We start from the raw sequence: 25,399 nt of genomic DNA, 5'->3' as shown, positions 1-25,399 counted from the left end.
CCGGCCGCGGTGGCGGCCGCCGCGCGCGACATCCCCCTGGACGCCGCCCGGGTCGCCACCGTTTACGCCGCCTACGAGGCGCTCAAAGCCCGTGACGACAACGTCACCCTGCTCGATTTCGACGACCTGCTGCTGCACACCGCGGCCGCGATCGAAAACGATGCCGGGGTGGCCGACGAGTTCCGGGACCGCTACCGCTGCTTCGTCGTCGACGAATATCAGGACGTGACGCCGTTGCAACAGCGGGTGCTGACGGCGTGGCTGGGCGACCGCGACGACCTGACGGTGGTGGGCGACGCCAACCAGACCATCTACTCGTTCACCGGGGCGTCTCCACGCTTCCTGCTCGACTTCTCCCGCCGGTTCCCCGACGCCACCGTGGTGCGCCTGGAGCGCGATTACCGCTCCACCCCGCAGGTGGTCTCGTTGGCCAACCAGGTGATCGCGGCCGCCCGCGGGCGGGTTGCCGGCAGCAAGTTGCACCTGGTGGGTCAGCGGGCGCCGGGCCCGGCGCCGACGTTCCACGAGCATCCCGACGAACCGGCCGAGGCCGCCGCGGTCGCGGCGTCGATCAAGCGGCTCATCGAATCCGGCACCCCGCCGGCGGAAATAGCGGTGCTCTACCGGGTCAATGCGCAGTCGGAGATCTACGAGGAGGCGTTGACCGAAGCCGGCATTCCCTATCAGGTCCGCGGCGGCGAGGGGTTTTTCAACCGCCAGGAGATCAAGCAGGCCCTCCTGGCGCTGCAGCGGGCTGCCGAGCGCGGTGCGGAGGGGCCGTTACCCGCAGTGGTCCGGACCATCCTGGAGCCGCTGGGGCTGACGGCCCAGGAACCCGTCGGCACCCGGGCCCGGGAGCGCTGGGAGGGGCTGACCGCGCTGGCCGAACTGGTCGACGACGAGGTGGCTCAGCGTCCGCAGCTCGACTTGCCCGGGCTGGTCGCCGAACTGCGGACGCGAGCCGACGCCCGGCACTCACCGGTGGTGCAGGGCGTCGCGCTGGCGTCGCTGCACGCGGCCAAGGGACTCGAGTGGGACGCGGTGTTTCTGGTCGGACTGGCCGACGGCACCCTGCCCATCTCGCACGCGTTGGCGCACGGCGCCGAGAGCGAAGCGGTCGAGGAGGAGCGGCGGCTGCTCTACGTCGGAATCACAAGGGCCCGTGTGCATTTGGCGCTCAGCTGGGCGCTGGCCCGGAGCCCGGGTGGGCGCCAGGGCCGTAAGCCGTCGCGGTTTCTCAACGGCATCGCGCCCCAGGCGCGCGCCGACGTGACGCCGAACAGGTCCCGGCGTAACCGGGGCGCCGCGACCCGCTGCCGGATCTGCAACAAGAATCTGACCACCCCGGCAGCCGTCATGCTGCGGCGCTGCGAGACCTGCGCCGCCGAGATCGACGAGGACCTGTTGTTGCGGCTGAAGGCTTGGCGGCTGGACACCGCCAAGGACCAGAAGGTGCCTGCCTACGTGGTCTTCACCGACAACACGCTGATCGCGATCGCCGAGTTGCGGCCCGGCGACGAGGAGGCACTGATCGGGATTCCCGGCATCGGCGCCCGCAAGCTGGAACAGTACGGCCCCGACGTGCTGGAACTGGTTCGCGGGCGCTGAGCCGGTAAACCCGCTGGTCAGAAAATCGGTTGTGGTCATCGCCGGTGACCGTTTACCCTCGAAACCGCAACTCGGCACTACAACTCGGCGTTAAGGAGGGTGGCCACGATGATCAACGACGCGTTCGGTGCAGGCGTGACTCGCCCCGTCCTGGCCGCGGGCGCCTTCCATGCCGCACCCGCCGCCTCGGCGGCCGCGCGTAAGCATCGCGCCGCCGCCGTGACCGACGCGTCCGTAGATGTCGGGGGCCCACCGAAGGCAAGGTAAGCACCAGCCCGGTTTTCTCCCAATGGCCACGGACCCGAAGTCACCAGGATCCGTGGCCATAGTTGTAGGTCGGCACCTCTTCGACCTGGTCCGGATCACTGCCAACGACAGCAACCCAGATCAGGAAGTAGGTGGTAGGACATGTCGGCACCGACAGTCCCAGGACAAGCCCTGCCGTGTCACGTCGGCGATCCCGACCTGTGGTTCGCCGACACCCCGGCCGATCTCGAGCGGGCCAAGACGCTGTGCACCAGCTGCCCGGTCCGACGGCAGTGTCTGGCCGCCGCGCTGGAACGCGCCGAACCATGGGGCGTGTGGGGCGGCGAAATCATCGACCGCGGCTCGGTCCTGAGTTTCAAACGGCCGCGCGGACGCCCCCGCAAGGACACCCGTCGGGACGGGGCCGCCGCTTAGCGAGGAAGCTAGACGACCGCGCTGTCGGGTTCGGCGAAGCCGGGCACCAGCTCTTCGGACAGTGCCTTGATCGGCACGTGGGCATCGAGCTGGCACAGGATCGCGGCCACCGACATGATCACCCGCATCGGGATGACCAGTTTGGGCGGCAGATCCATCTGGCGGGCCGTGCGGATCTGCGACACCGACCGATCGATCTCGATGGCGGACATCTTCTGCAGCCACTTGCGCGTGTAGTGAAAGACCTCGACCTCGACCGGTTCGACATACTGGCGCAGCATGTCGTCGATGTCGCGCACCGACACCTGCTGGCCCTTCTGGATGAAGCCGGCCTTCTCCATCGTCGGCAACAGCATGTCGTAGTTCTTGTCACGGGCCAGCCGGATGGTCATACCGAGCTCGATCGGCAACCCGCCGGGTAGCGGCGCGACGGCGCCGAAGTCGATCACGCCCATGCGGCCATCGGGAAGCAGCATGAAGTTGCCCGGGTGGGCATCGCCGTGCAGCATTTGTAGCCGGCGCGGTGCGTCGAAGGTGAGCTCGAGCAGCCGCGTGCCCATCAAGTCGCGCTGCTCGGTGGTGCCGTTCCGGATGATGTCGGCCATCGGGGTGCCCTGCATCCACTCCTGGATCACCACCTTCGGCGCGCTGGCGACGATGCGCGGCACCGCGAAGTGCGGGTGGTCGTGATACGCCTTGGCGAAGGCGCGCTGGTTCTCGGCCTCCAGCCGGTAGTCCAGCTCCATCTCGGTGCGCTCGATGAGCTCGTCGACCACACCCTGGATGTCGGCGCCCGGCGCGAGCTGCTTGAACACCCCGACGAGGCGCTGCATGGTCTTGAGGTCGGCCCGCAGTGCCTCGTCGGCGCCGGGGTACTGGATCTTGACGGCCACCTCACGGCCGTCGGCCCAGACGCCCTTGTGGACCTGGCCGATGCTGGCCGAAGCCACCGGTGCGTCGTCGAACGAGCTGAACCGCTCGCGCCACTTGGTGCCCAGCTGGGCATCGAGCACGCGGTGCACCTTGGCGGCGGGCAGCGGCGGGGCGTCCTTTTGCAGCTTGGTCAACGCTTCGCGGTACGGCTCGCCGAACTCCTCGGGGATCGCGGCTTCTAGCACCGACAGGGCCTGGCCCACCTTCATCGCGCCGCCCTTGAGCTCACCAAGGACGGTGAACAACTGGTGGGCGGCCTTTTCCAGAAGCTCGGCCTGGACCTCGTCCCTGGACTTTCCGGTCAGTCTTTTACCGAAACCGAGCGCTGCCCGTCCGGCGAATCCGACCGGAATGCTGGCCAGCTTCGCGTTCCGCGCAGCACGGCCCCTTTTGATGTCTGCCACGCATCCATCATCCATGATGGTTCGCGCGATGTGGAGAGACATCGACAACACCCGTTGTCATGCTTCGTAAGCGCAGGTCACTGGAGCGAACGACCCGCCCGCGGCGCCAAGCGCCGCCAACGGAAGTGGGTGCTCAGCAGGAGCACAACGGATGTTTGGTCCACTGCCGCGTGACGATCGCGCCGGAGCGCAGGTCGAATTCCAGCGTCGCGTTCAGAGTTTGGGGAGGCCCGGGCTCGGCCGCCTCCTGCCCGTGCACGGCCGCGATCACGCGGTTCACTTGGCTCAGAGCCAGCGCCGCGGTCGCCAGCACGGTGGGTCGATCGGCGACGCCGACGGTTTCGCGCAGCTGCGCGCAGATGGCCGGCCACGCAGCGTCGCGGTCCCGGCGGTGCAGGTCCGCGCAGCCCAGGCAGCTGGTCACGCCTGGAATCACCAGCGGACCCACCAGTCCGATGCCGTCGCGCACCCGCACCAGCAGATGCGCGATGCCCTGGTTGTGCAGATCGCGCACCATGCGCGGGTCGGCGACTAGAAAGTCCGACAGCACCACTAGATCAACGTCGTCGGCCGATACCGCGGCGTGCGGTTGGCTGCTGTGCGCGATCCGGGCGCCCGAGCAGCGCAAGGTTTCCACCAGCAGCTCGGAGAGGGGCCCGCGGCCGTGGATCCGCACCGAGGCGGCCCGGGCGCGCGGTCGGCCGCACTCGCTGGCGACTCCGGCACCGACCAGTTGCGCGACCAGGTTTTGCAGGCCGTCGGCGTCGGTCAGGCCTCGGTCGAGCGCGCGGCGCTGCAACTCCGAGAGCGGGGTGGGCGACCACATCGTCCGCAACAGCGTGGCCAGTTCGGCGGCGGCCAGGCCGCTCGGCGGCCGGACCAGCACCGCGCGACGCGGGTCCCAGCCCACCTGGACCGCACCGTCGGGACGCAACAACACCGGCAAGGCGGGATCCAGGGCATAGCTGGAAAGGACGGCCCGGCACCGCTGAGTCACCGCGCAACTGTGTCACGTCCGGGGTGATGACTCCCTCAGTTATCCACAGACCCGCCGCCGGAACCCGGGTCGTCGCGGCCCTCGCCCTCGCGCTCGAGTTTGGCGATGGCCTCGTCGATGCCGCTGGTGTCACCGCCGATGACGCGGTCGATGAAGCCTGCCGGCTCGTCGAGGTCATCGGTGTCGGGCAGCAGGTCGGGGTGTTGCCAGATCCCGTCGCGGGCGTCGATCCCGGCGGCCTCCGTCAAGCGCTCCCAGAAGGCGGCGGCCTCCCGCATCTTGCGGGGCCGTAGCTCCAGGCCGACCAATGTTGCGAAGGTTTGCTCGGCGGGGCCGCTGCTGGCCCGGCGGCGGCGCATCGTCTCGCCCAGCGCGGCCGCGCCGGGAATCCGGTCGCCCAGCGCGGCGGCCACCACCACCTGCACCCAGCCCTCGATCAGGGCGAGCAGTGTTTCCAGGCGTTCCAGCGCCTGGGTCTGCGCCGGCGTCGCCTTGGGCTCGAAAACGCCCTGCCCGAGCAGGTTTTCGATCGCAGCAGGGTCCGACAGCGACGCCGGATTGAAATCGCGCGCCAGCTCCTCTATGCCGGACATGTCGATCTCCATGCCCATCGCATACGCCTCGACGGCACCAAGCAGTTGGCTCGACAGCCACGGCACGTGGCTGAACAGGCGGTGGTGGGCGGCCTCACGCGCCGCCAAAAACGTCAGGATCTCGCTACGCGGCCGCTCCAGCCCGGTGGCGAACGACTCGACGGCGTCGGGCATAAGCGCCGCAATTCCCTTGGGCCCCAACGGCAAACCGATGTCGGTCGATGTCAGCACCTCGCGCGACAATCGGCCCAGCGCCTGCCCGAGCTGCGAGCCGAACGCCATCCCGCCCATCTGCGACATCATCTGCATGAGCGGGCCCGCCATGCTCTTGACTTCTTCAGGCAGCGATGCCGCCCACACCGTCGAAATCTGTTGTGCCATAGGGTCACACAGCCGCTTCCACGTCTCCAACGTGTTGTCGACCCAGTCGCCGGGGGTCCAACCCAGCGCCTTGGTGGTGCCCGCGGGCAGCGCCGTGGCCCCGTCCAGCCAGGTTTCGGCTAGACGCACCGCGTCGGCTATCGCCGAGTTGGTGGTGTCCGGAACGGGCGCCACAAAGCCGATCGAATTCGTCGCGACCCGGCGCGCCAATTCGTAATTGACCGGACCCGAGGCGGTTCCGCCGGGCCCGACGGTGCCCGCGCTGCTGAACATCTGACCCAGTTGGGTGAAGATCTGCCCCAGGTCGCCCATGCCGAATTCGCCGCTCATGCCGAAGGCGGCGAAGGGGTCAGACGGGTTCGCGCCCGAATCGGGATCTTTTTTCCCGGGCTTGTCGGGGTCGTCTCCGGAGGAGAAACCGAAAGGCAGGTCAGCCATGCCCTCAACGGTACTCACCACAAGGTCAGACGGCGGGACCTCGGGTCAGCTTGTAGCTAAACGCGGTTACCGGACGTTGTGGCTGAACACCGCGCCACGGGGGCCGTCTAGTCTGATCGGCGTGAACAGGCGCATCCTGACCTTGGTGGTCGCGCTGGTGCCGATCCTGGTGTTCGGTGTGTTGCTGGCGGTGGTAACGGTGCCGTTCGTGTCGCTGGGGCCCGGCCCCACCTTCGACACGCTCGGCGAAGTCGACGGCAAGCAGGTGGTGGCGATCGAGGGCACCCAGACGCACCCGACAACCGGCCACCTCAATATGACCACGGTGTCCCAGCGCGACAATCTGACGCTGGGCGAGGCGCTGACGCTGTGGCTTTCGGACACCGAACAGCTGGTGCCGCGCGACCTCATCTATCCGCCCGGTAAGTCGCGCGAGGACGTCGACAAGGCCAACAACGCCGACTTCAAGCAATCCGAGGACAGCGCCGCCTACGCGGCCCTGGGGTACCTCAAGTACCCCGCGGCGGTGACGGTCGCCAAGGTCCCCGAGCCGGGCCCGTCGGTGGGCAAGCTCAAAGTCGGCGACGCCATCGACGCGGTCAACGGCATGCCGGTGGCCACCGTCGACCAGTTCACCGGACTGCTGAAGAACACCAAGCCGGGCCAGGTGGTGACCATCGACTACCGCCGCAAGAACGAGCCGGCCGGCGTCGCACAGATCACGCTGGGCGCCAACAAGGACCGCGACTACGGCTTCCTGGGTGTCGCAGTGCTCGACGCGCCGTGGGCGCCGTTCACCGTGGACTTCAACCTGGCCAACGTGGGCGGACCGTCCGCGGGGTTGATGTTCAGCCTGGCGGTGGTCGACAAATTGACCACCGGGGACCTGGCCAAGTCGAACTTCATCGCGGGCACCGGCACTATTTCGTCCGACGGAAAGGTCGGCCAGATCGGCGGCATCACCCACAAGATGGTCGCTGCACATGCGGCCGGGGCCACGATCTTTCTGGTGCCGGCGAAGAACTGCTACGAGGCCAGCTCGGACAATCCTTCCGGCCTGCGGCTGGTCAAGGTCGAGACGCTCGACCAGGCAGTGGATGCGCTGCACGCGATCGGGTCGGGTGGGCAGCCGCCAAGCTGCTAGCGAACCCTGGCGATCAGGGGTAGTGCCATGCGTAGAGTTGTCACCGTCTAGCAATCGATCAGGGAGCGTAGCCAGTGGGGATGCGGCCCACCGCACGAATGCCGAAGCTGACCCGGCGTAGCCGGATTCTGATCCTGATCGCACTGGGTGTGATCGCCCTGCTGCTCGCGGGTCCGCGGCTGATCGATGCCTACGTCGACTGGCTATGGTTCGGCGAGGTCGGCTATCGCTCGGTGTTCTCCACCGTGTTGGTCACCCGGTTCGTGGTCTTCCTGATCGCCGGTCTGCTGGTGGGCGGCATCGTGTTCGCCGGGCTCGCGGTGGCTTACCGCACCCGCCCCGTGTTCGTGCCGAGCAACGACAACGATCCCGTGGCGCGCTACCGCGCCCTGGTGCTGTCCCGGTTGCGGCTGGTGAGCGCCGGCATCCCGGTGGCGGTCGGCCTGCTGGCCGGCATCATCGCGCAAAGCTATTGGGTGCGGATCCAGCTGTTCTTGCACGGGGGCGACTTCGGCATCAAGGACCCGCAGTTCGGCAAGGATCTGGGCTTCTACGCATTCGAGCTGCCGTTCTACCGGCTGCTGCTCAGCTACCTGTTCGTCGCGGTGTTCCTGGCCTTCGTCGCCAACCTGTTGGCCCACTACATCTTTGGCGGCATCCGGCTGTCCGGCCGGACGGGTGCGCTGAGCCGTTCGGCGCGGATCCAGCTGGTCACCCTGGTCGGGGTGCTGGTCGTGCTCAAGGCGATCGCGTACTGGCTGGATCGCTATGAGTTGTTGTCGCACACCCGGGGTGGCAAGCCTTTCACCGGCGCCGGGTACACCGACATCAATGCGGTGCTGCCGGCGAAGCTGATCCTGATGGCGATCGCGATCATCTGCGCGGCCGCGGTGTTCTCCGCGATCGTGCTCAAGGACTTGCGGATCCCGGCGATCGGGCTGGTTTTGTTGCTGCTGTCCTCGCTGATCGTGGGCGCCGGGTGGCCGCTGATCGTCGAGCAGATCAGCGTCAAACCCAATGCCGCGCAAAAGGAAAGCGAATACATCAGCCGCAGCATCACCGCGACGCGGCAAGCCTACGGCCTGACCTCGGACCAGGTCACCTATCGCAACTACACCGGCGACGCGCAGGCCACCGCCCAGCAGGTCGCCGACGACCGCGCGACCACGTCGAACATCCGGCTGCTGGACCCGACGATCGTCAGCCCCGCGTTCACCCAGTTCCAACAGGGCAAGAACTTCTACTACTTCCCCGACCAGCTGTCCATCGACCGGTACCAGGACCGCAACGGGGCGTTGCGCGACTACGTCGTCGCAGCGCGCGAGCTCAACCCCGACCGGCTGATCGACAATCAGCGCGACTGGATCAACCGGCACACCGTCTACACCCACGGCAATGGCTTCGTCGCGTCGCCGGCCAACACCGTGCGTGGAATCGCCAACGACCCCAACCAAAACGGCGGCTACCCAGAATTCCTGGTCAACGTCGTCGGCGCCAACGGTAACGTGGTGTCCGACGGCCCGGCACAACTCGACCAGCCGCGCGTCTACTTCGGGCCGGTCATCTCCAACACGTCGGCGGACTACGCGATCGTCGGGCGCAACGGCAACGACCGCGAATACGACTACGAGACCAGCAACGAAACCAAGAACTACACCTACACCGGCCTCGGCGGCGTCCCGCTCGGCGGCTGGCTGTCGCGCAGCGTGTTCGCCGCGAAATTCGCCGAGCGAAACTTCTTGTTCTCCAACGTGATCGGCTCCAACAGCAAGATCCTGTTCAACCGCGACCCGGCGCGGCGGGTGGAAGCGGTGGCGCCGTGGCTGACCACCGACAGCGCGGTGTACCCGGCGATCGTCAACAAGCGACTGGTGTGGATCATCGACGGCTACACCACCCTGGACAACTACCCTTATTCCGAACTCACGTCGCTGGAATCGGCGACCGCGGACTCCAACGAGGTGGCTTTCAACAAGCTGGCGCCCGACAAGCGGGTCTCCTACATCCGCAATTCGGTGAAGGCGACCGTGGACGCCTACGACGGCACCGTCACGCTCTACCAGCAAGACGAACAGGACCCGGTGCTCAAGGCCTGGATGCGCGTGTTCCCGGGAACCGTCAAGCCCAAGAGCAACATCAGCCCGGAGCTGGCCGAGCACCTGCGCTATCCCGAGGACCTGTTCAAGGTGCAGCGGATGCTGCTGGCGAAATACCACGTCAACGATCCGGTGACGTTCTTCTCCACCTCCGATTTCTGGGACGTGCCGCTGGATCCGAACCCGACGGCCAGCAGTTACCAGCCGCCGTATTACATCGTCGCGAAAAACATTGCTAAAAACGACAATACGGCGTCCTACCAGCTGACCAGCGCGATGAACAGGTTCAAGCGCGACTATCTGGCCGCCTACATCAGCGCCAGTTCCGACCCGGCCACGTACGGCAGGATCACCGTGTTGACCATCCCGGGTCAGGTCAACGGGCCGAAGCTGGCCAACAACGCGATCACCACCGATCCGGCGGTGTCCCAAGACCTCGGCGTGATCGGGCGCGACAACCAGAACCGGATCCGATGGGGCAACTTGCTCACCCTGCCGGTGGGGCGGGGCGGCCTGCTCTACGTCGAGCCCGTGTATGCCTCTCCGGGGGCCAGCGACGCGGCGTCGTCCTACCCGCGACTGATCCGGGTGGCGATGATGTACAACGACAAGATCGGATACGGACCCACCGTGCGGGACGCCCTGACCGGGCTGTTCGGCCCGGGCGCCGGCGCGGCCGCGACGAGCATCCAGCCCACCGAGGCGGGGACACCCGCGGCGAGTCCGCCGGCCAGCCCGCCGGCGCCGGTCGCGACGCCCGGATCACCGCCGGCGGTCGCCGCACCGCCGGTGCCCGACGGAGCGGTGACGCTATCGCCCGCCAAATCCGCTGCCCTGCAAGAGATTCAGGCGGCAATCGGCGAGGCCAAGGACGCGCAGAAGAAGGGCGATTTCGCGGGCTACGGCGCGGCGCTGCAGCGCCTGGACGACGCGATCACCAAGTACAACAACACCAAGTAGCTTTCAGGCGTAAGCCGTTCGGAATCTGTCCCGATAGGCCTTCGGGCTGATGCCCAGGTGATTGACGAATACCCGTCGCAGCGTTTCGATGCTGCCGAAGCCGGCCATGCCGGCGGTCTCGGTGACCGTCCGGCCGGATTCCAGCGCATTTCGGGCGAAATCGATCCGAACCAGTTCGACGTAGCGCGCCGGGGTCATCCCGAGCTCGGATTGAAACAGCCGGGTCAGCTGACGGGTGCTCAAAGATGCCAGGGCCGCAAGCTTTTTCACGCTATAGTCGGCGCCGGGGTCGGCCACGATCGCATCGGTGACCGGGCGCAGCGGCGACTGCGGCGGGGGATCGGCCTCCAGCAACACCGAGAATTGTGATTGGCCGCCCGCGCGTTTGAGGTAGACCACCAGCCACCGGGCCACGTCGCGGACCAGTTCTGTCCCGTAATCCATTTCGACCAACGCCAGCGCCAGGTCGATGCCCGACGAGATGCCCGCGGAGGTGAAGATGTCGCCGTCGCGGACGAAGATCGCGTCCGGCTCGACGGTGACATCGGGGAAAGCCCGGCCCAGCAACCGGGTGTCGTGCCAGTGCGTGGTGGCGCGCCGGCCGCTGAGCACGCCGGCCTGCGCGAGGATGAACGACCCCGTGCAGATGGACGCCAGACGACGGGTCCGTGTTGACACCGATCGGACGGCCTCGACCAGGGCGGGTTCGATGGGTCGCCCCGGCAGGTCGTCGCTGCCCGCGACCATGACGGTATCGGCGGAATCGATCGCCGAAATGCTGTCGGTCACGCCCAATCGGGCCCCGATCGAGCTGGTCACATCGCACCCGTCGACCGACGCGATTTTGAGCCGGTAGTCGGCGCCGAAGCGGTTGGCCTCGGCGAACACCTCACCCGCCCCCGCGACGTCCAACAGCGTCACCCCGTCGAAAACGACGATCACCACCACCCGCGAACGCGCTCCGGCTGTAGCCACGCAACCCATTCTGTCGCTTTCTGAGGACTTGACGGCCCGATCGGCCAGGGTCGATTCGTCCGCGCCGCCGCACACTCGAACCAACAGTTACTTGGAGGGAGACGAGAACATGACCACCAGCTCAATTGACGCCGTCGCCGGCATCCACGTGCCCGACACGGCCCTGGCGCGTGAGGCCACCGAGTTCATCCGCGACACCGAGGACGAGTTGCTCTTCAACCATTCCCGGCGGGTGTTCTTCTTCGGCGCGCTGCAGGGCGTGCGCCGCGGGCTGAAGCCCGATGTGGAGCTGCTCTACGTGGGTGCGATGTTCCACGACCTCGGCCTGACCGAGCGCTATCGCGGCTCCGCCGTCCGTTTCGAGGTCGACGGCGCCGACGCGGCACGGGACTTCCTGACCTCCCATGGCGTCGACGAGGCCGACGCGGCCAAGGTGTGGCTGGGCATCGCCCTGCACACCACCCCCGGCGTGCCCGAGTTCATGGCCCCCGAGGTGGCGCTGCTGCAGGCCGGCGTGGAAGTCGACGTGGTCGGCGTCGGGCGCGAGCAGTTGGCGCCCGAGGCACTGGCCGCGGTGACCGCCGCCCACCCGCGCCCACAGTTCAAGCAGCGCATTCTGGCGGCGTTCAACGACGGCATGAAGCACCGGCCGCGGACCACCGACGGCACCATGAACGCCGACGTGCTGGCGCACTTCGATCCGGCCTTCAAGCGCGTCGACTTCGTCGACCACATCCTCAACAATAGCTGGCCCGAGTAGCGGAAGGAGAAGAACAATGGACATCTACGAAGGCCTCTACACCACCAGGATGATGCGGCGGCTGCGGCCGGATCCGATCCCGCTGGACACGCAGGCCCGCATTCTCGACGCGGCGGTCCGCGCCCCCAACGGGGGCAACACCCAGCGCTGGCACTTCGTGGCCGTCGACGACCCGGAACTCATCCGCAAATTCGCCAAACTGTTCCGGAAGGCCCGCGCCCTCGAATACGAGAAGTTCACTACTGGGACGGGACCGATGGCTGCGGCGGCGCCCGGTGCGGATGCGGCGGCTCACGCCAAAACGATGCGCCGGATCAAAGGCTCGGGGGATTACCTGGCCGATCATTTCGAAGAAGTTCCCCTGTTGCTCTTCGTCTTCGCCATCGACGACCTCGGCGGTGCTAACATCTACCCGGCGATCTGGAGTGTTTTGCTCGCCGCCCGTGCCGAGGGCGTCGGCGGCGTCATGACGATGGTGCTCCGCAATTTCGCGGACGAGGTCAACGAGCTCCTGGGAGTTCCAGTTGAGCAAGGCTGGAAGATGTCTGCCATGCTCACCCTGGGCTACCCGTTGGGCAGGTGGGGTGTCGCGGCGAATCGCCATCCGGTACACGAAGTTTCGTCCCGAAACCACTGGGACGCGCCGTTCGGTGTCGAAGTGCTGCAGCCGCTGTGGCCGCCACACGACGACACGGCCACAGGCCTAGCCGCGGCGGGCTGACTTGCGGCAAACGGCGACTTGCGCGCGGGCGCGATGGTTCCCCGGCGCCGAGTCGAGTCGTGACCCATCAAAAATTCTGGCGCCAATGGTTACACAACGCCGGGCACATGGCGTTCGGTCCGGCCGAGGCGTGTACGCCGCAACAGTTGGCCGAACTATATGACGTCAATGTGGTGAGCGCTCAATGCGTCAATCGGTCCGCGCTACCTCTTATGCGACGACAACGGCAGGGCTTGTTGGTGTGGGCATTGAGCAGCAGCTCAGCGGGGGTACGCCACCTTCTCTGGTCCCCTATTTCGCGGTCAAAGCCGCGATGGAAGCGCTGGCGGTGGCGTACGCGCGCGAGCTGACGCGTTGGGGCATAAAGACGCCCATCATCGTTCCCGGCGCGTTCACCGCCGACACCAACCACTTCGCGAAATGCCGGATCACCCGCCGACCGGAGGGTGTTCGACGAGTACGAGGAGGGACCCTGCGGAAGTTTTGGACGTCAAGTCGAACTAGCCTTCGGTGAAATCGTGCCACCGGACGCAGACGCATCCGCGGTTGCTGATGCCGTCGTGACTGGGGTCGACGCCCCATTCAGCAAGCGCCCGTTCCGATTTCACATCGATCGCGCGGGAGGATGGCGCCGACGCGGGGTTCGCGGTGCTCGACCGCTCAGGGTTGAGATGCTGTCTCGCATCGGACGGCAGGACCCGTTGAAACCGGTGCGAACGGTGCAGCCCTGAGGTCGCAATTGTAAAGAAGTTATCCAGGGCTGGCAGTGGCGCAGCCGCGGGAGCCGTTGCTTTGGCGTCGGCCACGTTCTCCGTTTGACCCGCCGCGCGGCTGCTCGGCCGAATCCGTATGGCCGAGTCGCGTCGCGTTTCATGGGAAGGTCGACCCGAACGGCCATTTTCTGATAGTGCCGGACGCCGCACACTGGTTTGCAGCACAACTAGAGAGGTGTCCGTGGCCACCACAGTGATTGAGACCATCGCAGCAACCGAAGAAACACGCAACGGCAGGAATCGCGTCATCGACCTTCGCCGTCTGACGCGTCGGACGAGTTGCCAGTCCAGATGAAACAAACCGGAAAACACACGGTCCCACCTCCCGGCGTCGCGCCCCGGTACGACTTCGTGGTGTGCGGGTCGGGATCCTCCGGATCAGTGGTGGCGGCCCGGCTGGCCGAAAATCTCGATGTCACAGTGCTATTGCTGGAGGCGGGCGGCACTGACGACGTGCCGGCCGTTCACGATCCGTCCCAGTGGCCCCTCAACTTGGGCACCGAACGTGACTGGGGATTTGTCTCAGAACCGTCGGCGCATCTCAACGGCAGGTCGATCCCGCTGTCGATGGGCAAGGTGCTTGGCGGCGGATCAAGCATCAACGTAATGGCTTGGACGCGAGGGCATCGCAGCGACTGGGACTACTTCGCGCTCGAGGCTGGTGACCAGTCGTGGAGCTATAAATCGGTCCTCGACATCTACCGTCGCATCGAAGACTGGCACGGGCGATACGATCCCGACTACCGCGGCGTCGGCGGTCCGATATTCGTTGCTCCCGCAACCGATCCCAGTCCACTTGCCAACGCCGTCGTCGATGCTGCGCGCGCGGTCGGAATTCCCAGCTACCAAAGCAACAACGGCGCGATGATGGAGGGTGAAGGTGGTGCTTCGATCCTCGATTTGACAGTGCGCGATGGACACCGGCAATCGGTGTTTCGTTCCTACGTCCACCCGCACCTGCGCCGGTCGAACCTAACTGTTCTCACCCATGCGACCGTTACGCGGTTAGCCTTTGACAAGAACCGGATCGCGGCAGTGGAGTTTTCGCTCGGCGGCTCAGCCCACAGCGTCGCCGCAGGGCGGGAGGTAGTCGTGTCGTTGGGCGCAATCAACACGCCCAAACTGCTCATGCAGTCGGGCATCGGCGATGCCGAAGAACTACAGCGCTTCGGAATTCCGGTTGTGTGGGATCTCCCCGGCGTAGGACACAACTACCAAAACCATCCGTGCGTCTACTGCGTATGGCAATACCGCGATCCCCTCCCGCCACGCACCAATGGGGCAGAGGCGATGGTGTTTTGGAAGAGCGATCCACAGCTGGAGGCACCCGACCTACAAATTTGTGTCGCGGAGTTCCCGTTATCTGATTCGGGAGATCCTGCAGGCAACCGGATACCCGAGCACGGGTGGACGGCATGTGCGGGGGTGCTGCGACCGAAGAGCCGCGGCAGGATCCGTCTTACCGGCCCGGATCCGTCCGACCGGGTGGCGGTCGAGGACAACATGCTGGCTCATGGCGACGACCTCACGGCTACGCTCGCGTGTATCGAGCTATCCCGCGACATCGGAAACTCAGCACCGCTGCGAACCTTCACCAAGCGCGAAGTGATGCCAGGGAACCTCACCAGACGTAATCTCGAGCGCTTTGTGCGGGACACCGCGACCAGCTTCTGGCATCAATCCTGCACCGCGAAGATGGGGCGAGATGACATGTCGGTGGTGGACGGCGATCTCAAAGTCTATGGGGTTGAGGGTCTTCGGATCGCCGACTCGTCGATCATGCCGCGTATCACGACTGGTAACACCATGGCTCCGTGTGTCGTAATCGGCGAGCGTGCCGGCGACATTCTCAAAGCGGAGCACGGACTCTGACTGCCGGTCGCCGTCGGCAAAATGACGAGCACTCAACAACGCTTCGTTGTGTGCCCGTCTTGGACCATGGTGTGAACGTATCGCCCAGCGTCGAATTCCGCGACCTTTGTGGCCAGCACCGGTTGCGGCTGATACGAGCGCTGGTCTCGGTCGATACGGCGATGACTGCCCGGAGCGCTCTGCGACGTCACATGTTGTGGGCAACATGTCTCATTGGCGCAGTCCCGTGAGCCGTCCTTGAGTTGACACTGGACACGGCCCGAAAAGGTAGCGAAAAACTATCTGGCAGCCGCGGGTGGCCAGGACTAGCCACCGGCGGATGCGACCAAGAGCCGGTCGGCGACAAGATTTTGACTGGGAAGTACTCGCAAATGAGGCCCGGTTGCTCAAATCAGAAACCGCACAGCCCGAAGTCCGGGGCCGGGCGGCCCGCAAATAGGAGGAAGATGATGCGTTTAGTAGTCGCGATGACCGGTGCGACCGGCGCCGCTTTGGGGATCCGTCTGCTGCAAGCTCTCGGGCTGTTGGGGATCGAAACGCACCTGGTCGTCAGCGACTGGGCACGGGCGACGATCAAGCTCGAGACCGATACGAGCCTCGATGAGGTTCGGGCAATGGCTTCACACGCTTACAATGTTCGCGATCTTGCCGCCACCATCTCCAGTGGGTCGTTCCGCACGGATGGCATGGTCGTGTGCCCGTGCAGCATGAAGACGTTGAGCGCCATCCGAATCGGTCTCAGCGACAACCTGATTACTCGCGCCGCCGACGTGACGCTGAAGGAACGCCGCAAGCTCGTTCTTGTCGCGCGGGAGGCTCCATTGAGCGAGATCCACCTGGAGAACATGCACTATCTGGCGCGCGCCGGCGCTGTGATTTTCCCGCCGACGGTGGCCTATTACGCGCGGCCCGCCTCCGTTGACGAGGTAACCGACCACGTGGTCGGCCGCGTCATCGATCAATTCGGGATTGAACACTCTCTGATCAAGCGCTGGAAGGACGATCAGCATCCGCCCGCCGTGAACGGCGAACTAGCCCCAATCCTTTAAGGAGAAGAGAGTGACTACTCCTAGAAGTACTACAAACGCGGCGGAAATCACGAACACGACCCAGTCGCGAGACGAGGAGACGGGCCCCGACCTGCGGAGCTGGCTGGCCACGCTCGAAGAGGCCAACCAGTTGCGCCGCATCAAGGCTTCCGTCGACTGGGATGAAGAGATCGGTGCCATCACCCGCGCCAACCTTGCCCTGGGAGGCCCAGGGCTACTGTTCGAACACATCGTCGACCACGAGTCGACCTGGTGCACAAAACTTTTGACGTCGGCACTCGGGAGCCGGCGCCAGGTTCAGCTGATGCTGGGGCTGCCCGAAGGTACGAGCGATTCGGCAATCGTCCGCCACCTGCGAGACGCCTTCAAAAAACCAATTCCCCCGCGCATCGTCGCCACTGGCCCGGTCAAGGAAAACATCCTAGAAGGCGACGATATCAATTTATGGGAACTTCCGGTCCCTAAGTGGCACGGTGATGACGGTGGCCGCTACATCGACACGTTCTGCGGTGTAGTCACCGAAGACAAGGTGACTGGTCGCGACAACGTTGGTCTTTATCGCGGCATGATCGTCGACCGCGACAAGATTGCGAAGCTCCTAGTGCCTACTCAGGGCTGGGGCGTCCACATGGAGGAGTACAAGCCAGAGCCGATGCCAGTGGCTGTCGTCTACGGCTGGCACGACGTAATGCCGTTTTGTGCGGGCAGTCCATTCCCCAAGAACGTCTGTGAATGGGACATGATGGGCGCCCTGCTCGGCCGCCCAGTCGATCTGGTGGCCTGCGAAACGGTACCCCTGCACGTCCCAGCCTCGGCAGAGATCGTCGTCGAGGGTTTCATCGACCCCGACCCATCGACCTTCGTCATGGAGGGCCCGTTCGCCGAGTATCCGGGCTTCCTCGGCGGCGCCGCACCGGCCCCGGTTCTTCGGGTCACCCGGATCACCCACCGCAACGACCCAGTGCTACGCGGCACCCTCGAAGGGATACGGCCGGGACTGTTCAACGAAGACAGCATCACCAACTTCGCGCGGTCGGCGATTACCTGGAATGTGCTCGACGACCTCGGAATCGGTGGCATCACCGATGTATGGATGACCGAGGTGACAAACGGCCAAAACACTGTCGTGCAAATTCGCAAGGCCTATCGCGGACATGCGCAGCAGATCGCCTCGGCCCTTTGGGGCACCGGTGGATCGGTGTGGTTTCACAAGAATGTCATGGTGGTCGAGGAGGACATCGAGATCCACGATCCGGTCGCCCTGGACTGGGCGCTGTCGTACCGGGTCAATGCCGGCCTCGGCGATATCGCGTTCTTCGGCCCCGGCATCGGCTCATCGATAGATCCCTCCACCCCGCCGGAGTTGAACGACACCAACCGATATGGCACCGGCCAATGGACGCGCGTGCTCATCGATGCTACGCGGAGTTGGGCAGTCGACCCGCGGCCAGAGTGGGGTGGGCGGCGCTTCCCGCCCACCGACAGGCTCAAACCTGAGTTGGAATCCAAAATCGCCGGCCGCTGGGAGGAATACGGCATTGATATCCCCTACCTCGATGACGACGGGCGCGAAATGCTGACGCTGCAGAAATTGAGCAAACGGCTACCGGAGGTGTAGTTCAACGTTCACCCCAGTCTCCGAAAGAGATTCCAGGGGCAAGCGGGTCCACGTCGGCTGTGACACGTGCGCGACCGCTCGGTGGGCGGGTGATCGTCGGAATTTGCGCGCCCATCTCGAAAGCGTTGAAGCGGCAGAGAGGATAGATCAGTGCCTGGTATCGATGTAAGCGTCGCACTACCACCATCGTTCGAGTCGGCCGAGCACATTGCCACGGCGGAAAAATTGGGCTATCGACGGGCCTATCTCTACGACACTCCATTCGAAGGTGACGACGTTTGGCTGCATTTGCACCGTGCCGCCGCGCTGACGACGACCATAGAGCTGGGTCCCGCAGTGCTCATTCCCACGCAGCGCCACCCGTTGGTCAACGCCGCACAGACCGTGTCACTGCATCGGGTAGCGCCGGGACGCGTTGTCAGCTCGTTCGGCACCGGGTTCTCCAGCCGCGCAGCTATCGGTCAGCCGCCGATTCGATGGTCGTACATGGAGGCCTATATCCGTACCTACCAGGCATTGTTGGCCGGCGAGGCAGTGGATTGGGAGGGCGCGGCGATCAAACTACTGCTCACTTCTGCGCAAGCGGACGTGCTGCCGCTGCGAATCCCATTGCTGCTCGCCGCCACTGGGCCCAAGGGGGCCGGTGTCGCGAAGCGGGTCGGTGCCGATGGACTGATATCCATGTTCAACCTCGTGCCCGCGCAACGTCAATTTACGCGGGCAGTGGTAGCCACTATGGGCACCGTCGTTAGCGACGGGGAAGACCTGGCGGGTGAACGGGTCCGCTCGGCGGTCGGTGCCCCGTGGGCGGCGGCATATCACTTTGTCTATACGGCCCAGGGGGCCGACGCGGTGCGCGAAATGCCCGGTGGCTCCGCGTGGCTCGACGTGATCGAGGGTGTCCCACAACGGTTGCGCCATTTACATGTTCACCAAGGCCACATGGTGGAAATGAACGACGCCGACCTGGTGGCCTGGCGCGCGGGCGGCCACACCTCCGTTCCTTCGGTAACCCTGACGGGCTCCGCTGACACGGTCGGAAAGGCCGTCGCGGCGCTGGCCCGAGCCGGTGCCACCGAGATCATGATCGAGCCCTCGGGTCCGGACATTGCACGCGAACTCGATACGTTCATTTCGGCTGTACGCGACCATGTCCAAAGCCATGGGCTGAAGCATGACTGACCCATACCATAGGCGCGGGTGTGGCCGCGGGCGGCAAGGCGTTGACGGTGCCTCAGACCGGTCCGACGCTGATCTTGACCAAAGACTTTTGAGACCATGACATTTCGGGCGACGGTGTCCCGGATCCACCGAAACACGCTTTGTCTCAGGGCAAGTCGCCGATGGTCAATGATCAACCCGGATCGAGTCGCCGGTGTAACGTATGGGCGGGCCGACCGCCATCACCGAAGTGGTTGCCTTCCTGGCCGGAGCGACACGATGGGTCAACGGATGGCATCCGCGCCAAGTGCGGTCGTCGTTGGAACGACTATGTCATGGCCTCCGCGCAAAGCGCGTTCCTCGACAGCACGTGCGCGCTGAGGTGGTGTTATTTGACGGCAACATGCCGATGACACGGCCCCGGCGATATGTCGCGACGCACTGAACACGGGTAGCCACGTCAACGGCGAGCACCGTCGGCCTCGCAGGACGAGGTGTAGGGGTACCAGTCGGCGTTGTTCGGGCGATTTGGCAGCCTCCGGGGTGTTCGGTAATCTGGAGTTCACCATCGCGGGGTGGAGCAGCTCGGTAGCTCGCTGGGCTCATAACCCAGAGGTCGCAGGTTCGAATCCTGTCCCCGCTACCACTGGAAATGGCCCTCGGAAGATCGTCCGAGGGCCATTTTCCTGCTCGCGGGTGGTTGTTGACTACCAGGACACGAGCTCAATGTGCGGCGCTGTGCGGTTCCAATGCGACCCAGCAGTCTGCTCACCGGCGGCATTCCCGCGATGTCGGGTTGCGCCTGATTCGTCAGCCCAGTGTCTGTTCGCGATACGCAGTGGGCGTAATGCCGAGCTGTCGACGGGTCACGGTAGCCAGGTGTTGAGAACTGGCGAACCCACATTGGTGGGCGATTTCCGTAATGCTCAGAGACGGGTGGCTCAATAAATCGAGCGCTCGTGTGAGGCGGCGGTTCATCAACCAGCGGTGTGGGGGTTCGCCCGTGCCCTCGCGGAAAAGGGCTGTCAGTCGGGACGTCGATAGACCCACCACGTTGGCCAACTCGGTCAAACCGATGTTGTTCGACAGGTGTGCTTCGAGGTACTCGATGGCACGCCGCAGGCGCCAATCGCGGTAGCCTGGGCCGCTTTTCTCGGCGAACACTGCGGAACCGGACGAGCTCGAGTGCCGCCGAATCAGTCGTACAGCGAGTTGTTCCCCAAGAGACTCGACCATCATCGAAGAACATCCATCGCGCTTCGTCATCTCACGAACGATCTGCCGGCAGATCACCTCGACGAATGGATCACGTGAACACATCGGGTCCACAAGATCGACGGTCTGACCCTTCTTGATCGCACCACTGGCCACGGCCAAGCGCTCAATCAGGGCGTGAGGCAGGTACACATGCAGGTAGGTGAAGGGCTGCTCTGAGATGAACACCCCTCGCGGCTGCTCACCAGCGACCACGATGTTCATGTGAAACGCCGGATGCACACCGCTCCACTTCCGCCTCCCGTTGGCGAAGTAGGTGTGGTGGTGATGCCCACTCACCGGCATCGAGATCACGTCCATGTTCTCATTTGCGCGGCCGTTCAATTCGTATGACGACTCGCGTTGGAACCGCCAGATGGCCGCCGACATCGTTTCATCTGGATTTGTGATCCGATGTTCGGGTGTGAAGCCCAGCCGGCGCGCGATGTTGTCGGGCGCCGCGTTTACCGGTGTGCTCGATGTCGCGCCGTTCGTTTGTTGGGCCAGTGTTGGAGAAACCCTGGCAACGTCGCGAGAAGCAATCGACCGGCCGTCAGGGGCTGAAGTCACGGTTCCAGTGTCCGCGCCGCGAAGTTCGGAAACCGGTTACGACCGGACATCTTTCCCTCAGATACCGACATCACAGGCCGGCGGCGCGTTGATCTGACTGACGTGATCGCGACTGTTGGTTTCGGATGCCGCGTGAATCTCTGGCACCGGCGCGGCCCGTAGTACGAAATCTGTCTTGATATGCCCTGGGAGGGACGCCGAAACGGTTGACGAAGACCCTTCTGAACGTCTCGGGGCTCCCGAAGCCCGCCAGCCGGGCCGCATGAGCGATCGTATGTCCCGCCTCCAGTGCGGATCTCGCGACATCGAGGCGGACCGTCTCGACGTAGCGGGCCGGGCTCGTGGCGAGTTCGGACTGAAACAGCCGCGCCAGTTGACGCGTGCTCAAGGATGCCCGTGCAGCGAGGTTCTTGACGCTATGGTTGGCGCCTGGGTTCGCCACGATCGACGCGGTGACGGTGCGCAGTATTGATTCGGCCGGCGGCTCGGCCTCCACCAACGCGGAAAATTGTGACTGTCCGCCAGCACGTTTGAGGTACACAACCAAGGCCCGTGCCACCTCACGAACCACCTCCCCGCCGTAATCCAGTTCAACCAACGCCAACGCCAAGTCGATGGCCGCTGATACCCCAGCCGAAGTGAAGACCTCGCCATCACGAACAAAGATCGCATCGGGTTCGACGCATGTGTCGGGGAATTGGCGCGCAAGCACCCGAGCGTGTCGCCAGTGCGTGGTAGCGCGTCGGCCACGCAAGAGCCCAGCCTGAGCCAAGACGAACGAACCCGTGCACACAGAAGCCAAGCGCCGGCATCGCGCCGATAATGATCCGAGCGCCTCCAGAAGGACGGGATCGAGTCGCTGCCCGACCAGTTTGTCGCCGCCCGCGACGACGACGGTGTCGGCAGCATTGATGGTTGAAATGCTGTCACTGACGCCCAACTTGGTTCCGATCGAGGTTATGACATCTCGCCCGTCGATCGATGCGATTTTGAGCTGGTAGTGCGCGCCGAACCGGTTGGCCGTGGCGAACACTTCGGCTGGTCCGGCTGCATCCAGGAGCGTCACGCCGTCGAAGACGAGTATCACCACCACATGTGATGTCACAGCAGTCTGATTCACACCAGCATTGTGTCTATCGCGACGGGCATGGTTCACCAGCGGTGTTTACGTTTCGATACTGGCAATGAGGCTGGATACGCGTGATACGCCGCCCGAGTCCGCTGCGCTCTGATGCACAGGACTCGTGCCTGAGACACGATTGCGTCGGCCAATCGCGGTAGACACGGTTCAGGGTCCGCTGTCTGCGATCAAATGGAACCGCGAATCGTCTTGGTGCGGTGACCCATACTGTCAACCAGATGACGATAGGTAAGGACGTTGAAACTCATGACATCCGCCGCTTCGGACACGGCAACGCTGCGCACCGGCGTAATCGCAGTGCCAACCGATGAGGAGTCGCGCTTCGAACCTAGGATGACGCGCTGGTGGGGGCGTCGGCTTTGGCTGCAAGCCCGAATGTTCGGCTTCGCATCCAATCGCTATGTGATCAGTGATCGTTCGCAAGCGAACGAATTGCACTCTCTGAACGAAGCTTTGCCCCTACGACCGTTTCTCGTCCAAGCGCTCATCACAATGCTGTTGATCGCAACCGCCGTCGGGATTGGGTGGCTCTGGTAGTGGCATTCACTGCGACGTCGCCAATCTGGGCGCGCAGCATCCTGCTCGCACAGCAGTTCATCCAGGCGACCAAACCGGTCGGACACAGGCTCGTAAGTCGGATGTTGTGGCAAGTACGGCTCGACGAGCAGTGCGTGAAACGTCTTTTCTACCACTGATTTGCTCAAGGTTGCGTAGGCCAACAGAACTGCGCAGCCATCGCCACCGCGCGCCAGCACTTGCAAACCGAAGGTCCACGAAAGGTTGTAGATGTCGATTCCACCACCCACTGACACGGTACCGCCACGGCAAGGGAACGACGTGCGCGAACTTGGCGAGACTGCAGTAGTTCTCGGCGCGAGCATCAGCGGACTGCTGGCCGCCCGAGTGCTCGCCGACTTCTACGGCAAAGTGACTGTGGTCGAACGGGATACCATCCCGGACGGTCCGGTGACACATCGCGGTGTGGCGCAAGGTGACCTGCCCCACCTCCTCGCGGCGCGCGGGGTGACAATCATGGGTGATCTATTTCCCGGCTTCGTTGAGGAGCTGATCGACGGTGGCGCGCGAGTCTGGAACGATGGTGACCTGTCACGGCTTTGGGCATCTTTCGGCGGGCACCGGCTACTGCGATCCGGCACGATCCCCGACCCTGAATCCATAGTGAGCTACTACATCAGCCGGCCGTTCATCGAGTGGACCCTGCGTCGCAGGATTCGCGGCATTTCGAACGTAGAGATCACTCAGGGACGCGATGCGGTGCGATTGAGGTCCGGCCCGAAGCGCGAGCGTGTGAACGGCGTTGTGGTGGCGCGGCGCGACTCTGGGGCCGAGACGGTCCTGCCGGCCGATTTGGTCGTGGACGCTACCGGACGCGGCTCACGCGCGCCGGTATTCCTTGACGCGCTGGGTTATCCGCGCCCGCGCGAAGACCAACTCACTGTTGACATCAGCTACGCCGGTCTGCCGGTCCACCTTGCGCCGGACACCTTGCGCGAGTACATCGCCTTCAGTGGCCCCGAGCCCAACCGTCCTGTGTGCTTCGCGATGTTTGCCGGCGAGAACGACACCTACAGGCTCGCGGTCCAAACTGTGGCGGGGCGAAAACCACCCACCGATCGCACGGCGCTGCTGGACTGCCTGGCTGACATGGCCCCGCGGCACGTGCTCGCCGCGGCGCGCGCGGCTGAGCCGCTCGCGGACATGACTCACTATCGGTTTCCGTCAAACCGCTGGCGGCGCTTCGACCAGTTGGCGCGCACTCCCGACGGTTTGATCGTCTTGGGTGACGCGCTGTGTAACTTCAATCCGCTCTACGGCCAGGGCATGTCGATGGCCGCCATCGAAGCGCTCATCCTGCGCCAATGCCTCCAGCAAGGTGACCACAACTTTCCGCGGCGGTTTTTCCGCGATTCCGCCAAGGAAATCCGTGTGGCCTGGCAGGCGGCGGTGAGTTCAGACCTGGCTTTGCCCCAAATAGAAGGGAAGCGCCCGCTGTCTGTACGGATCATCAACGCCTACCTGGATCGGGTGTTGGCCGCTGCCGAGACCGATCCGGCAGTAGTCCAGCAATTTCTCCGTTCGATGAATCTGATTGATCCTCCGGCGCAGTTGCTGCGTCCTTCGACAGTGCTGCGCGTAATAAAGAAGTCACGAAGGCGAACCGTAGCCGGCGAGGCGGCCGACACCGGGCCCGGAACCGTGGCCGCGACAGACAGCTGGAGCAAGGGATTGCCGGACACGTGATATTTGAAGCCTCACATTCTTCATCGTCTTGGCATCGAAATCCACTCTGCTAGTTGGAATATGCCCGATGTTGACTGCTTCGTGACTGTTGCCAAAGCAACAATTCGCACCGGAGACGAGCTTAGCCATGTTTAAGGTCGGACTCATAGAACCACCCCTGCACAGCCTCTACTCACCGACGGCGTTGGTAGCCAGCAGTTATCCCACGGCGGCTGGGAGCGGAGTGGATTCACTATGGCTGCCAGACCATCTCAGCTCACTGTTCCCGCGATCGGTCATGACATCGGAATACGTCGGAACCGCACGCCTCGTCTCCATAAATCGATGCACATTACGAACCATGGACGGTCTTAGGGCATCTGGCCGCACGAAACCGGCTCAGAAGGCTTCGACTTGGGATCGGGGTTACTGATGCCGGCTGGCGCAACGACTTCAACGCAGCCCATGGCGGCATCCTGCAGGCGCTCGACGAAAAGACTGTCCTATTTTTGACGGGGACGTGCCGCCGTCACTACTGAAAGAGTTCCTCCTGACAGGAACACGCGGCGACGTCATCGACCGGAGCGCCGAACGGCGTGACCATGGTCTGCAATATCCGTTAATCGGCAACCTCAGCAGTTTGCAACCGAGCCTGCGGCGCGGTCTGGCCGCAAACCTGCCTTTTACCAAGATACTTCGTGGACTGCGCAAGCTACGAACCAGGCCGGTGTCTCGGTCACGTGCTGGCAGGAGAGTAGGTGCGACGGTGAGTGTACTGGATCGATTGATGGGCTGAAGACCGTCGATTGGGCGGCTGATGCTGGGGCCTACAGCGAATACTCATGTCGGACTCGCGCGTTCAGTCGTTGGCGGGTCTTGCCTCGTATCCGTAGGGCGGTCGATTTCAGTGTTAGTGAAGCCCAGAATCCACGCGACAGTTACCCGGAAGTATAGGTAGATCGCCAGGAATGCAAGGAGCACAAGTGCAGTAGTGTCCGTTGGTTCAGTCTGGCCGGGCATCGCAGATCT

General features: G+C 64.3%; 20 protein-coding genes and 1 tRNA gene. 14 read left to right on the top strand and 7 right to left on the bottom strand.

What is annotated here, in order from left to right:
* The 3 genes from A5686_RS04765 to A5686_RS04760 form a co-directional block, all read left to right on the top strand.
* A partial coding sequence (locus A5686_RS04765) for an ATP-dependent DNA helicase UvrD2 (protein ID WP_067931643.1) occupies positions 1-1,608 on the top strand: 1,608 nt, incomplete at its 5' end.
* A 108-nt stretch (positions 1,609-1,716) separates the two neighbouring features.
* A complete protein-coding gene (locus A5686_RS27535; RefSeq protein WP_197520475.1) occupies positions 1,717-1,875 on the top strand; it encodes a hypothetical protein in 159 nt (52 codons plus the stop codon).
* Positions 1,876-2,016: 141 nt separating this feature from the next.
* On the top strand, positions 2,017-2,289 hold the full coding sequence (locus tag A5686_RS04760) for a WhiB family transcriptional regulator (protein ID WP_067931619.1): 273 nt from the start codon (positions 2,017-2,019) through the stop codon (positions 2,287-2,289).
* A gap of 8 nt (positions 2,290-2,297) precedes the next feature.
* On the opposite strand, the gene A5686_RS04755 is transcribed toward A5686_RS04760, so the two are convergent.
* The 3 genes from A5686_RS04755 to A5686_RS04745 all read right to left on the bottom strand — a co-directional run bounded on the left by A5686_RS04755 (position 2,298) and on the right by A5686_RS04745 (position 6,053).
* Positions 2,298-3,641 (bottom strand): AarF/ABC1/UbiB kinase family protein, encoded by a 1,344-nt coding sequence (locus A5686_RS04755; RefSeq protein ID WP_067931641.1) that lies wholly within the window; start codon positions 3,639-3,641, stop codon positions 2,298-2,300.
* A 118-nt stretch (positions 3,642-3,759) separates the two neighbouring features.
* Positions 3,760-4,623, bottom strand: a complete 864-nt coding sequence (locus A5686_RS04750) for a cyclodehydratase (RefSeq protein ID WP_067931617.1) — start codon at positions 4,621-4,623, stop codon at positions 3,760-3,762.
* 35 nt (positions 4,624-4,658) lie between these two features.
* Positions 4,659-6,053, bottom strand: a complete 1,395-nt coding sequence (locus A5686_RS04745) for a zinc-dependent metalloprotease (protein WP_197520472.1) — start codon at positions 6,051-6,053, stop codon at positions 4,659-4,661.
* A gap of 103 nt (positions 6,054-6,156) precedes the next feature.
* On the opposite strand from A5686_RS04745, the gene A5686_RS04740 reads away from it, so the two are divergent.
* Positions 6,157-7,179, top strand: a complete 1,023-nt coding sequence (locus tag A5686_RS04740; RefSeq protein WP_067931612.1) for a PDZ domain-containing protein — start codon at positions 6,157-6,159, stop codon at positions 7,177-7,179.
* A 74-nt stretch (positions 7,180-7,253) separates the two neighbouring features.
* Positions 7,254-10,235, top strand: a complete 2,982-nt coding sequence (locus tag A5686_RS04735; RefSeq protein WP_067931610.1) for a UPF0182 family protein — start codon at positions 7,254-7,256, stop codon at positions 10,233-10,235.
* 3 nt (positions 10,236-10,238) lie between these two features.
* Here the strand turns inward: A5686_RS04735 and A5686_RS04730 are convergent, their stop codons facing one another.
* The gene (locus tag A5686_RS04730) at positions 10,239-11,219 is read right to left on the bottom strand and encodes a GlxA family transcriptional regulator (RefSeq protein ID WP_197520471.1); all 981 of its coding nucleotides are present in this window, start codon (positions 11,217-11,219) and stop codon (positions 10,239-10,241) included.
* A 100-nt stretch (positions 11,220-11,319) separates the two neighbouring features.
* Here A5686_RS04730 and A5686_RS04725 point away from each other — a divergent pair, with 100 nt between their 5' ends.
* The 7 genes from A5686_RS04725 (at position 11,320) to A5686_RS04695 (ending at position 19,810) form a co-directional block, all read left to right on the top strand.
* Positions 11,320-11,970, top strand: coding sequence for an HD domain-containing protein (locus A5686_RS04725; protein WP_067931637.1), 651 nt, complete (start codon positions 11,320-11,322; stop codon positions 11,968-11,970).
* A gap of 16 nt (positions 11,971-11,986) precedes the next feature.
* Positions 11,987-12,691, top strand: a complete 705-nt coding sequence (locus A5686_RS04720) for a nitroreductase family protein (RefSeq protein ID WP_067931608.1) — start codon at positions 11,987-11,989, stop codon at positions 12,689-12,691.
* Positions 12,692-13,755: 1,064 nt separating this feature from the next.
* Complete coding sequence (locus tag A5686_RS04715) at positions 13,756-15,336, top strand: GMC family oxidoreductase (protein WP_067931606.1); 1,581 nt, start codon at positions 13,756-13,758, stop codon at positions 15,334-15,336.
* Positions 15,337-15,785: 449 nt separating this feature from the next.
* Positions 15,786-16,385, top strand: a complete 600-nt coding sequence (locus A5686_RS04710) for a UbiX family flavin prenyltransferase (protein WP_067931635.1) — start codon at positions 15,786-15,788, stop codon at positions 16,383-16,385.
* 46 nt (positions 16,386-16,431) lie between these two features.
* Positions 16,432-18,003 carry a UbiD family decarboxylase gene (locus tag A5686_RS04705; RefSeq protein WP_369829675.1) on the top strand — a complete coding sequence of 524 codons (1,572 nt, stop codon included), beginning with the start codon at positions 16,432-16,434 and terminating at the stop codon, positions 18,001-18,003.
* 150 nt (positions 18,004-18,153) lie between these two features.
* Positions 18,154-19,185, top strand: a complete 1,032-nt coding sequence (locus A5686_RS04700; RefSeq protein WP_067931602.1) for an LLM class flavin-dependent oxidoreductase — start codon at positions 18,154-18,156, stop codon at positions 19,183-19,185.
* A gap of 548 nt (positions 19,186-19,733) precedes the next feature.
* A tRNA-Met gene (locus A5686_RS04695) sits at positions 19,734-19,810 on the top strand.
* 164 nt (positions 19,811-19,974) lie between these two features.
* Here the strand turns inward: A5686_RS04695 and A5686_RS04690 are convergent.
* Entirely contained in the window at positions 19,975-20,739 is a 765-nt protein-coding gene (locus tag A5686_RS04690) for a helix-turn-helix domain-containing protein (RefSeq protein ID WP_231986288.1), read from the bottom strand.
* 55 nt (positions 20,740-20,794) lie between these two features.
* Here A5686_RS04690 and A5686_RS27530 point away from each other — a divergent pair, with 55 nt between their 5' ends.
* On the top strand, positions 20,795-21,085 hold the full coding sequence (locus A5686_RS27530; protein WP_197520474.1) for a hypothetical protein: 291 nt from the start codon (positions 20,795-20,797) through the stop codon (positions 21,083-21,085).
* Here A5686_RS27530 and A5686_RS04685 read toward each other — a convergent pair.
* Complete coding sequence (locus A5686_RS04685; protein WP_231986287.1) at positions 21,059-22,108, bottom strand: GlxA family transcriptional regulator; 1,050 nt, start codon at positions 22,106-22,108, stop codon at positions 21,059-21,061. The two genes, A5686_RS27530 and A5686_RS04685, sit on opposite strands and share 27 nt — an antisense overlap.
* 419 nt (positions 22,109-22,527) lie before the next feature.
* A complete protein-coding gene (locus A5686_RS27040) occupies positions 22,528-22,935 on the bottom strand; it encodes a hypothetical protein (protein WP_156749934.1) in 408 nt (135 codons plus the stop codon).
* A gap of 97 nt (positions 22,936-23,032) precedes the next feature.
* On the opposite strand from A5686_RS27040, the gene A5686_RS04675 reads away from it, so the two are divergent.
* Positions 23,033-24,391: an NAD(P)/FAD-dependent oxidoreductase gene (locus tag A5686_RS04675; protein ID WP_231986286.1), complete on the top strand. Its 1,359-nt coding sequence runs from the start codon at positions 23,033-23,035 to the stop codon at positions 24,389-24,391.
* Positions 24,392-25,399: the final 1,008 nt, after the last annotated feature.

The sequence above is a fragment of the Mycobacterium sp. E2479 genome (assembly GCF_001667925.1).
Taxonomy (GTDB): Bacteria; Actinomycetota; Actinomycetes; order Mycobacteriales; family Mycobacteriaceae; genus Mycobacterium.
This window is presented reverse-complemented; position numbering and strand designations above follow the sequence as displayed.

Coding starts and splice junctions, on each gene's coding strand:
- A5686_RS27530 (WP_197520474.1), top strand. CDS start 20,795: ATGGCCGCCGACATCGTTTCATCTGGATTTGTGATCCGATGTTCGGGT.
- A5686_RS04720 (WP_067931608.1), top strand. CDS start 11,987: ATGGACATCTACGAAGGCCTCTACACCACCAGGATGATGCGGCGGCTG.
- A5686_RS04710 (WP_067931635.1), top strand. CDS start 15,786: ATGCGTTTAGTAGTCGCGATGACCGGTGCGACCGGCGCCGCTTTGGGG.
- A5686_RS04755 (WP_067931641.1), bottom strand. CDS start 3,641: ATGGATGATGGATGCGTGGCAGACATCAAAAGGGGCCGTGCTGCGCGG.
- A5686_RS04715 (WP_067931606.1), top strand. CDS start 13,756: ATGAAACAAACCGGAAAACACACGGTCCCACCTCCCGGCGTCGCGCCC.
- A5686_RS04760 (WP_067931619.1), top strand. CDS start 2,017: ATGTCGGCACCGACAGTCCCAGGACAAGCCCTGCCGTGTCACGTCGGC.
- A5686_RS04690 (WP_231986288.1), bottom strand. CDS start 20,739: ATGGACGTGATCTCGATGCCGGTGAGTGGGCATCACCACCACACCTAC.
- A5686_RS27535 (WP_197520475.1), top strand. CDS start 1,717: ATGATCAACGACGCGTTCGGTGCAGGCGTGACTCGCCCCGTCCTGGCC.
- A5686_RS04730 (WP_197520471.1), bottom strand. CDS start 11,219: ATGGGTTGCGTGGCTACAGCCGGAGCGCGTTCGCGGGTGGTGGTGATC.
- A5686_RS04725 (WP_067931637.1), top strand. CDS start 11,320: ATGACCACCAGCTCAATTGACGCCGTCGCCGGCATCCACGTGCCCGAC.